The organism is uncultured Helicobacter sp. (assembly GCF_949282165.1).
Lineage (GTDB): Bacteria > Campylobacterota > Campylobacteria > Campylobacterales > Helicobacteraceae > Helicobacter_F.
Genome location: NZ_CASDOV010000004.1, coordinates 1 through 14,006, shown reverse-complemented (window position 1 = coordinate 14,006; position 14,006 = coordinate 1). Strand labels below are relative to the sequence as shown.

Sequence of the window (14,006 nt, the reverse complement as noted above, 5' to 3'; positions counted from 1 at the left end):
TGCTACTCTAAGGGTAAGCAAACGACAATTTATAAGCGCACGATAAAGCAAGTAGAGAATCTCTCTCATTACGCGCCACCTTTTGCTAATTCCTTCTTTCACTAGCTTTTTTTTGCGGGCTTTGCTAAGGGGCTTATTATGAGATTTTGTGCAACATCTCTGTAGATTCTAAAGATTTGTAAAAGCCTAGAATCTAGCCCCAGCCCTCTGTGTCTAGCGTGAGATTTACTCATACGAGCTAGAGATAGTGCGCAGTCTCTCTACCGCCTTTTTAAACACCTCTAGCATATACTCTATCTCCTCGCGGGTATTAAATCTGCTTAGCGAGATTCTAATCGCGGTGTGCGCAAGCTCCTTGTCCGCACCGATAGCCACCATCACGGGATTTGCCTCCAGATCCTCGCTCGCGCACGCGCTGCCCGTGGAGCAGGCAATCCCCGCTTTGTTCAGATCCCAGAGCATCGCCTCGCCCTCAATCCCGCGCACGCTAATAAGCGTGGTGTTTGGCACGCGGTTTTCACGGCTACCCACGACAAAGACATCTTTTATCTTAAGGAGCTCGTCCTCTAGATAATCGCGCAACGCCCTCACCTGCGTATCCTCATGCTCTAGGCTCTCTACCGCTAGCCTCATCGCCTCGCCCATACCCAAGATATAGGGGACATTGAGCGTGCCGCTGCGGCGTCCGCGCATATGCTCGCCGCCGTGCAAAAGCGGGGTTAGCTCCACGCCCTTGCGGATATAGAGCCCGCCCACGCCCTTTGGTCCGTGGAATTTATGCGCGCTAAAGCTTAGCAAATCCACATTTGCTTTTTGCACATCCACAGGGATTTTGCCGATAGCCTGCACCGCGTCTGTGTGGAATAATATGCCCCTCTCTCTGCACAATGCCCCAATCTCCTCTATAGGGAAAATAAGCCCCGTTTCGTTGTTTGCCCACATAATGCTAACAAGCGCGGTATCCTCACAGAGTGCCTCGCGCACCTGCTCTAGCGAGATATTGCCATTGCTATTTATAGGTAGGCGCGTTATGCGCACGCCAAGAGATTCTAAAAAGCTGCAAGTCGCCCCCACCGCTGGGTGCTCCACTTCGGTGGTAACGATATGCTTTTTATCGCCATTATGAATGAGATCAAAATACACGCCCTTTAGCACCCAATTGTTCGATTCTGTCGCGCAAGAAGTGATGATGATATCGTCCTCATCGCTTGCGTTGATGCCCTTATAGAGCTCCTCTATCGCCTCGTGGATGGCGCGGTGGGTTTGTGTGCCAAATTTGTGCAAAGAGTTTGGGTTGCCATAATATTCACAAAAAAATGGCTCCATAAGTGCTTTTACCTTTGGATCCACCATAGTCGTGGCGTTGTTGTCTAAATATACGCTTTTCATTAACTGCTCCTGTTAGATTCTATAATGTAAAGAGTTGTTGTGTTTTTGAGTGAAAAATGCTCTTTAGGGACTTAAAAACGCGTGGATTTTACACAATGTTTATTAATGCTTTATTTGCCATTTGCAAAATCGCCGCGTTTTCTCAAGGGAGTGGGTTGGAGTAAATTTGGGTATCAAAATTGCTTAAAGCTTGGGAGTGATGCTGTCGGTTAGGGCTTAAATGTTTATAGGCATATTTCGATAGTTATGTAGCTTAAAATTTAGCTAGGGGGTTAGTTAGAGAATGCGTATTACCTTTGGGACTAAATACAACCAAATGAATTATTACCAAGGCACGATGCAGAGCAAGCTCTCTGATATCAATACCAAAATCGCCTCTGGGCTAAAGATTCAATACGGCTATCAAGATAGCTCAGTGTTTAATCAGAATCTAAAGCTAGAATACGAGGAGCTAAACCTCGATCAAGGCATTGATAACTCCAACACCGCCTACACGCGCACGCTCAATACCGACAAAGCCCTCCAAGAGCTCTCCCAAACCGCCATGCAGTTTAACACTAAGCTCATCCAAGCGGCTAATGATATACATTCCCCTGTCTCGCGGGAGGCGATTGCGCGGGATTTGGAAAAGCTCAAAGAGCATATGATTAGTATTGCTAACACCTCCATCGGCGGGGAGTTTCTTTTCTCCGGGAGTAATGTCAAAATCCGCCCTTTTGAGCCCGATGGCACTTATAAAGGCAATAACGAGCGACTAGAAGCCCTCATAAGCTCAAAAAATCTTATGCCCTATAATATCACGGGCGAGGAGCTGTTTTTTGGGCGAGATTCTGATAGTTACAAAACCATCACAACCAATATAAGAAAACTCAACCAAAGCAAGCTCAATCCCGACATTATGGATAGAATCCGCCGCGGCGATATACCTGAGGAAGTGTATATTAAGAGCACGGATACCCTGCGGGATTTGCTAGGCGATGATGATAGGATTACTGATAATAATGGCAAGGAATATTTTTATATGCGTGGCGTGCGCCCCGATGGCACGAGCTTTAAGAGCAAATTTGCCTTTGATGTGGGCTTTGGCGATGAGAAAAATGCCACGAGGGTGCAGGATTTGCTCGATAAGATAGGCAGGGAGTTTGGCAACACTTCTAAGAATAAAGTCGTAGATGTGAGTTTGAATTATTGGGGGGAAATAGAGATTAAGAATCTAGCACCGGGTAATGCGAATTTGGACTTTCATCTCATCTCAAGCAACGCCGATGTGGAAAATCTCGATGAGCTTGCCTCTATGGGTGCGAGGGTTACGAGCTTTCAGAAAAGCCCATTTATGGGGGAATACTCGCAGCACACAATTGCGGGCTTGCGCGATAATTATGATCATAGAATCTCAAAAATCCCCTCGACATTTTTAACCAAAGACAATGCGCCCGCTACCCTCACCACAAAACTGCGCGATGTGCTGCCTGAGGGGATCGATACGCTTGTGTTTGCCGGCACACGCCCAAACACTACTGAAGGCAAGATAAACCCCGAGCCTATAGAATCTCTAAAAATCAGCATTGACGATTCTCTGCAGTTTCGCGATGTGATTAAGCAAGTGAGCGCGCATTTTGGGGGTGGCTTAGAGGGCGAGATGATCCACGGGGAGCTTGTTTTTAGGGATAAAAATGTCAAAAACAAAGACAAAGATACCTATGAGCCGCCATTTAATGGCGAGAGCGGATTTAGCCTCTCGCTCTCTACTTATGGCGGTGGGGAGTTGCGCAATGGGCTTAGGAGCGATTATAAGGCAGAGTATGACAGGCTAGCGTTTGAAAATCGTGGCTCAAAGCTTATATCCAATGTGCAGCAGATTCTAAGCAGTGGTATGGGATTTGCCAATGATGAGACAAAACTTTCTGAAGTCGCTGGAGGGAGTATCGATGGACAGGTGTATAATTTAAGCCTTAGCGATCATAATGGCGTGCCGCTCCAAGCGCGCGTTATGCTAAGCAACAAAGAGGGATCGTTCCTTGTGTTGCCAGATTCAAAGAGTGGTGAAGAGATCCATATCCCGCTTTATAATCCACACGATGAGCCACCTGCGGTGAGTATCACAAAAGCCGATGATATGACTTATAGGCAGCTAATGGATGCCATTGGCATTGCGCTAAATTATTCTAATCAAGATTCACAAGCCTATCTCGCTGCTGCTAGGCTTGAAAATGGCGCGCCTACTCAAGAGGGCAAGAGAGCCTTTGAATCTCTGCTCCAAGCCAAGCAAGGCAAAATAGAGGTAAATCTCACCTCGCAAGGACGCATACAAATCTCTGATGAAATGCGCTCTATATCGCGGATGAAGTTTATGATTTATAATGCTAAAAGCAATGATTTTTCAGAAGACGCACTGCACAATCACACGACTTTTTTGAGCTTTAACGCAAATAATGCCCTAACCATCGATCAGCCAGATATTAACTTTTTTGATGGGCTTGATGAGATGATTAAGGCTGTGCGTAATGGAATCTATCGTCCCGATATGTATGGGGATAATTATGTCCCAGATATGCGCAATATCGGCATACAAAATAGCATTGAGCTTTTTGGGCATTTTAGCAATCACATAGAAAAAATGATTGCCCAAAATGGCGCGCACGGAAGGAGTTTTGAGAATGCTTTGCGACGCAATGAGGTGCTTAAGGTGCAAATCGCCTCTATCAAAAACGATAACATTGGCACAGATATGGCTCAAACCTACAATCACTTTTCAAACCTCACGACAAATTACAATGCCATCTTGGCTTCGACAAGTCGTATCAATCAAATGTCGTTGGTAAATTATCTATGAAAAATATACCTATTATTGGCTATCAGCATATTCGGGATAGGGCAGAATCCCAAAGCGTGAGCGTGGGGGAGTTTGAGCGACAAATCGCGTATCTCAAAAAAAGAGGTTATGAGTTTTTGAGTCTTGATGAGTATGTCGCGCTCAAATGCGATACAAAGTCCTTAGAATCTAGCAGGCAGAGATATGTGCTCATACTTTTTGAGGGTGCTTGGAGGGATTTTTATACCAATGCGGTGCCGATTTTGCAGCATTATTGGGCAAAGGTGGGGGTTTTTATCGCTACGGAGTGGATTGATGAGGCTTCAAAGCAGGAGCAGCAAAACCCGATGGGCATACAAGATGCTAATGTGGCGCATAACGAAGCGATGCTAGCACTAAGTGAGAATCCTCGCTCGGTAGTCTGCACATGGGAGGAATTAGCACGGGCAAAAGATTTTGTCAGTATCGGCTCTATGACGCATACCTATCAGCTTTCAAATTATGTGGCTAAGCCGTGGCACGAGGATTTGCAGCTCTCAAAGGATCTTATCTCACAGCATCTTGGGGTGCGCACTACGCATTTGCTCTGGCCCCGTGGCGAGTATGATGCTACGCTTTTGCGCACGGCTAAAAAGATGGAGTTTAATGCCTTTTATCTCAAGCAAACGGGGCTAAATCTCCAAGATTCTGTTTTAGAAGAAAACAGCTATTATCCTATGCGCGATGGTTTGTGGCATTTGAAAAAGTTTCTTTTTGTGTGTGAGAACTCTTTCCGCTACAAGGCATTAAAAGCCTTTTTATAAGGTTTTCTTAAATTTTTTTAACAAAAAATCATTTTATGTGTTATAATGCCCAAGATTTTTTTAAGCAATTTACTAAAATCTCGAAGGGAAGACGATGCGAATCTTGATCATAGAAGACGATACGACGCTAAGCAAGGCACTAAGCGAGACATTGAGTGCTGGCGGCTATCAAACAGATGTGGCTGAAAATATCAAAGATGGGGAGTATTATATCAGTATCCGTAATTATGATTTAGTCGTGAGTGGATATACGCTCTCTGATGGCATAGGCGTGGAAATCATCTCTCAAGTCAAAGAAAAATCCCCGCGAACGCCTGTGATCATCATCTCTGATAAGGCTGACGCGGAGCGTGAGATTGAGGCTTTTAAGGACGGGGCTGATGACTTTATCGCAAAGCCGCTCAATATGAAAGTGTTGCTCGTGCGCGTGGAAGCGCGATTGAAGTTTTGGGGATCGAGTGTGATTGAGATTGAGGATCTCGTGATCAACCCAGATGAGGAAAAAATCACCTACAAGGGACAAGAAATCGAGGTTAAAGGCAAACCTTTTGAGGTGCTTACGCATTTAGCACGGCATCGTGATCAGATCGTATCAAAAGAGCAGCTCTTAGACGCGATTTGGGAGGAGCCAGAGCTCGTAACTCCAAATGTGATTGAAGTAGCGATTAATCAGATTCGGCAAAAAATGGACAAGCCTCTGGGTATCAGCACGATCGAGACGGTGCGCCGCAGAGGTTATAGATTTTGTTACCCAAAGGCACCTAGCGAAAGCTAGTGACGCCACTTTCTTTTCTCCATTAACCCACTAAAAAGCTTTATTTTTTATATTTTTCTTTAAGTCTAGTCTGTGTATAATGCCACCCGCTCCTTTATAGACCCATGCAACGAGTTTCTAGGACAACGCTTCAGGGTGGGAACACAGCAGAGCAGCTTAGATTTTTGTGTGCCGTGGGTATCTGTAAGGGGGTTCCCTCTTAGGATTCTTATGACACAAATCCCTTCATTGTCGTTTGCATTGTATCTACTCATTGATTTGGTTATAATACCCCTTGATGGTATCATCACATTTTTTCATAAAGGAATATTATGACTTTTACTGGTAAGAATGTCCTTGTGACGGGCGGGAGCAGAAGCATAGGTGCAGAAATCTGCAAGGTGTTGGCAGGCTATGGATTAAAGGTGTGGATAAACTACCGCAGCAAGCCCGAAATCGCGGACGCGCTTAAGCAAGAGATAGAATCTAATGGTGGAAAAGCAGCGGTTATACAATTTGATGCGACAGATGAAGAGGGCTTTTTGAATGCGATAAAGGCGATTGTAGAGAGTGATGGGGAGCTAAGCTATCTCGTCAATAATGCAGGGATAACTAATGATAAGCTTGCTATCAGAATGAGCACGCAGGACTTTATGGGTGTGATTGAAGCGAACTTAAAGTCGGCATTTATCGGCACACGCGAGTCGCTAAAGACAATGAGTAAGCAGCGGTTTGGGGCTGTGGTAAATATCTCCTCTATCGTGGGCGAAAAAGGCAATGCCGGACAGACAAACTACGCTGCGAGCAAGGGCGGAATGATCGCGATGACTAAGAGCTTTGCCTATGAGGGAGCACCTAGGAATGTGCGCTGTAATTGCATAACACCGGGATTTATCCGCACAGATATGACAGACACACTCAAAGACGAGATTAAAGAAATGTATATCAAAAATATCCCTCTAGCGCGCTTTGGTGAGGCAAAGGAAGTCGCAAATGCCGTGGCGTTTTTGCTAAGCGATGAGGCGAGCTATATCACAGGCGAAGTTTTAAGGGTAAATGGCGGGCTGTATATGTAGCTTGCTCACAAAGTTTAAGCTTATTTTTGCTTTTCTTAAGTTATAATCCCATCTTGTATGCAAGTCAATTCTAAACACAAGGAGAGTTTATGGCACTATTTGATGATGTAAAGGCAGTGATTGTCGAGCAGCTTGGTGTGAATGCTGATGAGGTAAAGGAAAATTCTAACTTTATCGATGATCTTAATGCAGACTCACTAGATGTCGTAGAGATGATTATGGCACTTGAGGAGAAGTTTGGCATTGAGATTCCAGATCAAGATGCTGAAGCTATCAAAACCGTTAAAGATGTCGTAGATTACATTGAAAAAGTCAAGAAGTAGCATTTGAGATTCTCTATTTATTAGGGAATCTACCTTTTTATTTATTGCTTACATTTTTCACAAAATCACACAAGGAGAATATGTGCGTCGGGTAGTGGTAACGGGACTAGGAATGATAAATTCATTAGGACTTAATAGAGGCGATTCTTTTAAGGCTATCGTTGAGGGCAAAAGTGGAATTAAAAGAATTTCTTGCTTCGATGTGGAGAATTTTCCTGTGAAGATTGCAGGGGAGATCGTGGATTTTAACCCCGAGGAAGTTATGGATCCTAAGGAAGTCAAAAAGGCGGATAGATTTATCCAGCTAGCACTTAAGGCTTCAAGAGAAGCGATGCTAGATTCTGGACTGCTTGGTAGTGATGGCAAGGTGAGTGAGAGTATCGCTGATGATTTTGGTGTGAGCTCTGGTGCGGGGATTGGCGGACTTGGTAACATCGAGAAAAATTCTATCGTATGTTTTGAAAAGGGTCCAAGAAGGATTAGCGCGTTTTTTATCCCCTCCGCGCTTGTGAATATGCTTGGCGGCTTTACTTCTATTGAGTTTGGTATCAAAGGGCCTAATCTCGCAAGTGTTACAGCTTGTGCGGCGGGCACTCACGCAATTATAGAGGCGGCGAAGTCGATTATGATAGGCGAAGTGGGCAAAATGCTTGTGATTGGCTCTGAATCTGCGATATGCCCTGTGGGTATTGGTGGCTTTGCAGCTATGAAAGCCCTCTCGGATAGGAACGATGAGCCACAAAAAGCCTCAAGACCATTTGACAAGGATCGAAATGGCTTTGTGATGGGCGAGGGAGCGGCTGCATTGGTTTTAGAGGATTATGAGAGCGCTAAGGCACGTGGAGCGAGAATCTACGCAGAAGTCGCTGGATTTGGCGAGAGTGGCGATGCAAATCATATCACGACGCCCGCACCCGGCGGGGAAGGTGCGCTGCGTGCGATAAAAGCTGCGCTTAAGATGGCAAATACAAAGATTGACTATATCAACGCCCACGGCACGAGCACTGCCTATAATGATCTTTTTGAAACTATGGCACTTAAAAGCGCGTTTGGATCTAAGGAAAATGTCCCTCCAGTGAGCTCTACAAAAGGGCAGATTGGGCATTGTCTAGGGGCAGCGGGTGCGCTAGAGGCTGTAATATCGATTATGGCGATGCAAGAGGGAGTGCTACCACCTACGATAAACCAAGAAACCCCCGATCCGGAGTGCGATCTCGATTATATCCCAAATGTTGCAAGGCAGGCGAATGTCAGTGCCGTTATGAGTAATTCTTTTGGTTTTGGTGGGACCAATGGTGTGGTAATTTTCAAAAAGCCTTAAGGTTAGGGAATGGCTACTTACCTTGACTTTGAGCAAAAAATAAAAAGCCTACAAGATGATATAGAATCTGCGGATATTCGTGGCGATATCGCAGCTAAAGAGATTTTACAAAAGGCTCTCGATAAGGAGATCGCTCAAGTGTATGGCAATATGAGTGATTATCAGAAGTTGCAGCTTGCGCGTCATCCCGATAGACCTTATGCGATGGATTATATTGATCTCATACTCAAAGACAAATACGAAATCTGTGGCGATCGGCATTTTCATGACGATAAGGCGATAGTGTGCTTCATTGGTAAAATCGGTATCCAGCCCGCTGTGGTGATAGGGGAAGAAAAGGGGCGAGGAACGAAAAACAAGCTAATGCGTAATTTTGGTATGCCACACCCCGAGGGTTATCGCAAAGCGTTGCGTGCTGCAAAGATCGCAGAAAAATTCGGACTTCCCGTGCTTATGCTTGTCGATACTTCTGGCGCGTATCCGGGTGTGGGTGCCGAGGAGCGGGGGCAGAGCGAGGCTATCGCTAAAAATCTCCAAGAGTTTGCAGCATTGCAGACTCACACGATCTCTGTCGTCATTGGCGAGGGTGGAAGCGGTGGTGCGCTAGCCATTGCAGTTGCCGATAAGCTCGCGATGATGCAATACTCCGTCTTTAGCGTCATATCGCCCGAGGGTTGCGCGGCGATTTTGTGGAACGATCCAACTAAGCTAGAGACTGCTACAAAGGCACTCAAAATCACTCCAGATGAGCTTAAAAAAATGGGGCTTATTGATGATGTGATTACTGAGCCATCGGTAGGTGCGCACAGAGACAGGGCAGGCGCGGCAAAAGCCATAGAGACATATTTTCTCAAATCCCTTGCAGAGCTTGAACACGATGAAGAGTATATGAAAAAGCGTTACGATAAGATTATGCGCTATGGGGTTTTTGGCGATTAAAAACTGATAAAGCTTGATTGGCACTCAAAATGTAGGTGCTAGTTTTAGAGATTTATTTTGGCTTACATTCAGACTTGAGCCCCACGGAATCGATTCAGAATCTAGCTTCACAAAATTTACTCCCAAGAAACCAAGTAAGATTCACAAAAACAAAATTTAGAATCTAGCCCAATAGATTCAAAATCTAGGGGGAGACATAGAAGCTGGTTTCAATGCTTTAGATTCAAATTCAGAATCTAAATTCAGAAAATTAAAACCTCCCTCCATAGAATCCAAAACAATCACATAATCCACTCCAATAGATTCAGAATCTAGATTGAGAGATTCAAACACAAAATCCCATCTCACAGAATCTAAAACAGATTCACAATCCCCCACTTCAAAAAACCTCATCAAGACTTTGCCCAATATCAATAATAGTGCGTGCGCCAGCACGATGCCCAAACAGAATCTAAAGATTGAGAATCTTTATATTCTGCCATTTTTGCAACGCAAAAATCAAATCAATATATAGGTGCGCAAGCACCAACCGCCACTCGCCCTTGTCGTGTGTGGCAAAGCGTAAGCTTCTTTAGAAAAATGCGTTAAGAAAATGCAGCAGTGCATTTTTAGCATTTTTGCCTAGACAAGGAAACAGCGAGGCACTCTCCCCGATTGCGCAAAAAGAGCCAACGGGTTGCAAGCAAAGCGCAGCAAAAACGCGGCGCTTTATTCTTTTTGCGGGCTTTGAGAGTGCGGGGAGAGGGGAAACCCCTTTTCTTTTGCGCAAACAAGCGATTTTGAGAATCTAGGAAGTATCCGTGAGAGCGTGAATCTAAGAGGCTAGATTCTAAGTTTTGATGAGATTGTGAATCTGCTTTGGATTCTGAATCTAAAGCCAAAACTCTGAATCTAGATTTTGAATCCACTTTAGATTCTGTAATTTCCATATTGCTTAGATTCTGCATTTTTCCATTTCTCAAAGTTGTATTCTCACGAATACTTTCTAGATTCTCTGTATCACTTGTTTTATACGAGAGGGGGGAGCGAGGCTTAAAATGTGCAAGTGTGGGCGAGTGGCTCTGCCACGCGTGCGAAGTCGTTCCCTCTCCCCTCTCAACCTCTCCCCCCACCCCGACAACGCTTTTTGTGGGTGCTTCGCACGGGATTTTTGATTGGATTTTTGCGCTGCATTAATGGCAGAATAAAGATTTAGAATCTTTAGATTCTGTTTGGGCATCGTGCTTGCGCACCGCACTATTATTGATATTGGGCAAAGTCTTGATGAGGTTTTTTTAAAATAGTAGATTCTGTAATTGTTCTAGATTCTGAATCTGTTGGGGTAGATTTATGAATGCCTTAGAATCTGTGGAGCTAGATTCTTAATCTAAGTTGCTAAAACTAGAATCTAAACTTTCTTTAGATTCTAAATCCGCTTGAGACTTCGCGCGTGGCTTTGCCCCTTAGTATTCTAGGGTTTTCTAAAGAAACTGCGGCTTTGTCTTGTTTTCTAAGGAAGCTATGCTTTGTGCGTAAGGTTTAAATGTTTTTTGTTTCGTTGTGCTCACTTAAGCCAAAGCGTCGTGTGTGCCTTTCACAAAACGAAGTTTCTTTAGAAAACGAAGTTTCTTTAGAAATTTTTCAACCTTATCGCATTGCAAGCCTGCGGAGCCATTTTCCTGTGGGAGAACCCAACTTCCAAAATCACCAAATCCAAACCCACTCATCTCGCCAAAGTGGCGCGTAAAATAAACGCACACACCAAAGTGGCGCAAAAATTGCTTACACACTCACAAAGCTTAGCAAAAGGAGTGGGATTGCTGCGGATTTTTGTGTGCTGTGCGTGGATTTTGGCAGGGGTAAGTGGCGCGCTTGAGGTGAGCATAAATTACGGCAAGCAAAATGGCGCGCACTTCTCTGTCCTCAATCTCCAGCATAGTGAGCCCTTTGAGTGCCAAGAGATTGACAACACCCAAGGCGAGGCTACACGCATCGTGTGTGTGGTCAAAAAAACGCCTATGGCGAGTTTTGCTCCTACAAGCACGGTGTTTTTTAAATTTTGGAATCGCGTGATAGATGGGGAGCTCTACCTCTATATCGAGCCCAATTTCTCTGCCAAGCTTTTCAACACCTATGTGGATTTGCGCGATGAAGTGGCTATCCCCAAAGAGCGTCCCAAAAAATCCCAAAAATGGCAGATTGTGGGCTACAAAGAGCGCATTCCATTCCTCTCATCGAGCTCCACTGCTGCCAAGGGCTTAAACTTCCCCGTGTCTATAGCGCACAACCAAGAGACATTTATCCACGAGCTAGATGTCAATCGCGCGCCCCTAGAGTTTGAGGAGGGGCAGGATTTTACTTATTATCTCGGGATTCAGGATATGATGAAAAACGCGCTCTATCTCGATGCGATAAAGGCGATTGATGAAACCCTGCGCGCGTTTCCAGAGAGCATTTTTGTCAAAGATTTGATGTATTACCGCCTCAAGGCACTCCAAGAGATAGATCCCCAAGAAAACGCCGATGCTATCATCGATATGGGGACTAAATGGGTAAAACGCTATCCTACCGATATGCATATCCCCGAGGTGCTCTATTATGTGGGCAATGCGTATAACGATATCCGCTTTGGCGTAGAATCTAAGTATTTTTACGAGCGGCTTATCAGCGAGTATCCTAGCTCGCGCTTCGCGCCCCTAGCCAAAATGCAGCTAGCCAAAAATTATTATGGGCTTTCAGATTCGCCAATGGCGATGCGACTTTTTGTGCAAGCCTATCAAGAGGCTAAGGATCTCGATAGCGCGGGTATGATAGCACTTGCTTGGAGTGAGTTTTATATACAATCTCACAAAAAGCCCGAGGCAAAAAAGCTCATCGATACGCTTATGCTCGCCTATCCGCAATTTTTGGGCAAAAACCCTGCCAAAGTCGAGGGCTTTATCCGATTGCTCGCAGAAAGCGAGATGTGGGAGAGTGCGGCAAAGATGAGCGAGTCGCTCTTTACCCAACTCCAAGATAGCCTGATACTCTCGCACGAGGAGGTGCTCGACAAAGCCGCGCTATACTACCAAAACGCCCAGCAGTATGAAAAATCCCACGAACTCAACGCACTTTTCCTGCAGGAATTTGGCAACAAACCAAAGGCGCAAGAAGTCAAGGAGCGCGATGACAAGCTGCTCTTTTTTGTGGGCGTGGGCGATGAGGACGAGAAAAAAATAGAGCGTTATGAGTATCTAATGCAAAAATACCCAAATACTGACATTGCCCAAAAAGCCCAAGAGCTCAAATCCCAAATCCTCTTTGCACAGGGACGCTATGAGGAACTCCTAGATACGCCAAATGAGGAGCTCGCCCACAAAAGCTACCAAAAGCTTATCCTCAAAGCCCAGCGGTCCAACGACTGCCCAAAAATCGCGGAGTATTTTGCGCACTACGATAGAGGAGAGTTTGATGAGGCACAGAATCTAAGGATTTTTGACTGCCTCTATGAGCTCTCGCTCAATAGTCAAGCCCAAGCAGTCATCGAGGGTATGGCGCAAGCACAAAGCGATATGAGTAAAAGGCTAGAGATTCTCTATCGTGAAGCGCGCAACCTCGATAAGCTAGGCTTGACAAAGCAAGTCGTGCTCGCAAGTCGCGATGCGCTCACGCTAGCACGCGGGCTAGGGCAAAGCGCGCGCTATGATGTGGGGTTTGTGCTCTTTAAAAACCTAATGGCATTAGAAAACCTTGATGAGGCGCGGGAGGTTTATACATTTTTGCACAAGCATTTGGGCGATGATGCGCGTATGATAGATGTGGAGCTAGAGCTGCTAAAAGGCGCGCAGGCACAAAAGGAGGAGACTGCTATCGAGCTGTATGCGCGTGATATTTTGCGCCTACAAGCACTCCATAGCACGAGCAATGGCACGCCGTATGTGGAGCTCGCCCTCGCACAATCTTATATGCGACTTGGGGCGTGGGGAGATGCGAACGCCATACTTGGCGCACTTTTGCAAAAAGATATCACGCAATCCACGCGCGCCCAAGCCCTCTACCTGCAGGGCTCTAATGACAAAAATGCTAGTGATTATGCGCGCGCTAGGGAGAGCTTTGAATCCTGTCAAAAGCTAGGGGGCGAGGGCGTGGAAGTGTGGCAAAACCTCTGCACTGAAGGGCTAGGGCTGCTGCCATAAAAATGGGGGGTGGATTGGGCTTGCTTGCGGACTTTGGTGCTTTGGGGGCTTATGGGCTTGCTTGATTATGCTCGAGTGTAATGCACCAATAGGCTGTGAATATCGATATGACTGCCAACTCCATTGCGCAGAATCTACCCTCGCGCAATCCAATCAAGATTCATACAAACAAAATTGCGGAATCTAAGACATTACAGAATCTAGCCACATAGATTCTCAAACACACAGAATCCAAACTCCAAAAACTTTACAGAATCTCGAGCAGATTCAGAATCTAAAGAGCACACACAATCCAAAAAACCTAGATTCTATGGTATGTTCTGATAGAATCTTTGGTTTATAGAAAACGTGCTAGCCCAAGCGGCGTTCCTGACGCGGCTACACTAAGAGATTCTGTAACCTTGCTAGAAAACGCAGTGTATGTTCGCGCAGCGG

11 protein-coding genes and 1 other RNA gene are annotated in these 14,006 nt (G+C 45.4%); 9 read left to right on the top strand and 3 right to left on the bottom strand.

What is annotated here, in order from left to right:
* Positions 1 to 225 precede the first annotated feature (225 nt).
* Positions 226 to 1,389: a NifS family cysteine desulfurase gene (locus tag ACH2BK_RS03310; protein ID WP_395002087.1), complete on the bottom strand. Its 1,164-nt coding sequence runs from the start codon at positions 1,387 to 1,389 to the stop codon at positions 226 to 228.
* Positions 1,390 to 1,672: 283 nt separating this feature from the next.
* Between ACH2BK_RS03310 and flgL the strand changes: the two genes are divergently transcribed.
* From flgL to accA, 8 genes are all read left to right on the top strand, one after another.
* Complete coding sequence (gene flgL, locus ACH2BK_RS03305) at positions 1,673 to 4,222, top strand: flagellar hook-associated protein FlgL (RefSeq protein ID WP_395002086.1); 2,550 nt, start codon at positions 1,673 to 1,675, stop codon at positions 4,220 to 4,222.
* A complete protein-coding gene (locus ACH2BK_RS03300) occupies positions 4,219 to 5,004 on the top strand; it encodes a polysaccharide deacetylase family protein (protein ID WP_395002085.1) in 786 nt (261 codons plus the stop codon). The genes flgL and ACH2BK_RS03300 overlap by 4 nt, the downstream gene beginning before the upstream one ends.
* Before the next feature lie 94 nt (positions 5,005 to 5,098).
* On the top strand, positions 5,099 to 5,779 hold the full coding sequence (gene hsrA / locus ACH2BK_RS03295; RefSeq protein WP_394994812.1) for a homeostatic response regulator transcription factor HsrA: 681 nt from the start codon (positions 5,099 to 5,101) through the stop codon (positions 5,777 to 5,779).
* 93 nt (positions 5,780 to 5,872) lie between these two features.
* Positions 5,873 to 5,970: signal recognition particle sRNA small type (ffs, locus tag ACH2BK_RS03290), an RNA gene on the top strand.
* Between the two features lie 120 nt (positions 5,971 to 6,090).
* Positions 6,091 to 6,834, top strand: coding sequence for a 3-oxoacyl-ACP reductase FabG (gene fabG, locus ACH2BK_RS03285; RefSeq protein WP_394994810.1), 744 nt, complete (start codon positions 6,091 to 6,093; stop codon positions 6,832 to 6,834).
* 89 nt (positions 6,835 to 6,923) lie between these two features.
* Complete coding sequence (gene acpP, locus ACH2BK_RS03280) at positions 6,924 to 7,157, top strand: acyl carrier protein (protein ID WP_394994807.1); 234 nt, start codon at positions 6,924 to 6,926, stop codon at positions 7,155 to 7,157.
* 82 nt (positions 7,158 to 7,239) lie between these two features.
* Positions 7,240 to 8,478 (top strand): beta-ketoacyl-ACP synthase II, encoded by a 1,239-nt coding sequence (locus ACH2BK_RS03275; RefSeq protein WP_395002084.1) that lies wholly within the window; start codon positions 7,240 to 7,242, stop codon positions 8,476 to 8,478.
* 9 nt (positions 8,479 to 8,487) lie between these two features.
* A complete protein-coding gene (gene accA, locus ACH2BK_RS03270) occupies positions 8,488 to 9,417 on the top strand; it encodes an acetyl-CoA carboxylase carboxyl transferase subunit alpha (RefSeq protein ID WP_394994801.1) in 930 nt (309 codons plus the stop codon).
* A gap of 177 nt (positions 9,418 to 9,594) precedes the next feature.
* Here accA and ACH2BK_RS03265 read toward each other — a convergent pair whose 3' ends face one another.
* Together ACH2BK_RS03265 and ACH2BK_RS03260 are read right to left on the bottom strand one after the other, a co-directional pair.
* Positions 9,595 to 9,813, bottom strand: coding sequence for a hypothetical protein (locus tag ACH2BK_RS03265; RefSeq protein ID WP_395002083.1), 219 nt, complete (start codon positions 9,811 to 9,813; stop codon positions 9,595 to 9,597).
* 212 nt (positions 9,814 to 10,025) lie between these two features.
* Positions 10,026 to 10,379: a hypothetical protein gene (locus ACH2BK_RS03260; protein ID WP_395002082.1), complete on the bottom strand. Its 354-nt coding sequence runs from the start codon at positions 10,377 to 10,379 to the stop codon at positions 10,026 to 10,028.
* Between the two features lie 834 nt (positions 10,380 to 11,213).
* Between ACH2BK_RS03260 and ACH2BK_RS03255 the strand changes: the two genes are divergently transcribed.
* Complete coding sequence (locus ACH2BK_RS03255) at positions 11,214 to 13,571, top strand: tol-pal system YbgF family protein (protein ID WP_395002081.1); 2,358 nt, start codon at positions 11,214 to 11,216, stop codon at positions 13,569 to 13,571.
* The last annotated feature ends 435 nt before the right edge of the window (positions 13,572 to 14,006 follow it).

Coding starts and splice junctions, on each gene's coding strand:
- hsrA (WP_394994812.1), top strand. CDS start 5,099: ATGCGAATCTTGATCATAGAAGACGATACGACGCTAAGCAAGGCACTA.
- flgL (WP_395002086.1), top strand. CDS start 1,673: ATGCGTATTACCTTTGGGACTAAATACAACCAAATGAATTATTACCAA.
- accA (WP_394994801.1), top strand. CDS start 8,488: ATGGCTACTTACCTTGACTTTGAGCAAAAAATAAAAAGCCTACAAGAT.
- acpP (WP_394994807.1), top strand. CDS start 6,924: ATGGCACTATTTGATGATGTAAAGGCAGTGATTGTCGAGCAGCTTGGT.
- ACH2BK_RS03310 (WP_395002087.1), bottom strand. CDS start 1,389: ATGAAAAGCGTATATTTAGACAACAACGCCACGACTATGGTGGATCCA.
- ACH2BK_RS03300 (WP_395002085.1), top strand. CDS start 4,219: ATGAAAAATATACCTATTATTGGCTATCAGCATATTCGGGATAGGGCA.
- fabG (WP_394994810.1), top strand. CDS start 6,091: ATGACTTTTACTGGTAAGAATGTCCTTGTGACGGGCGGGAGCAGAAGC.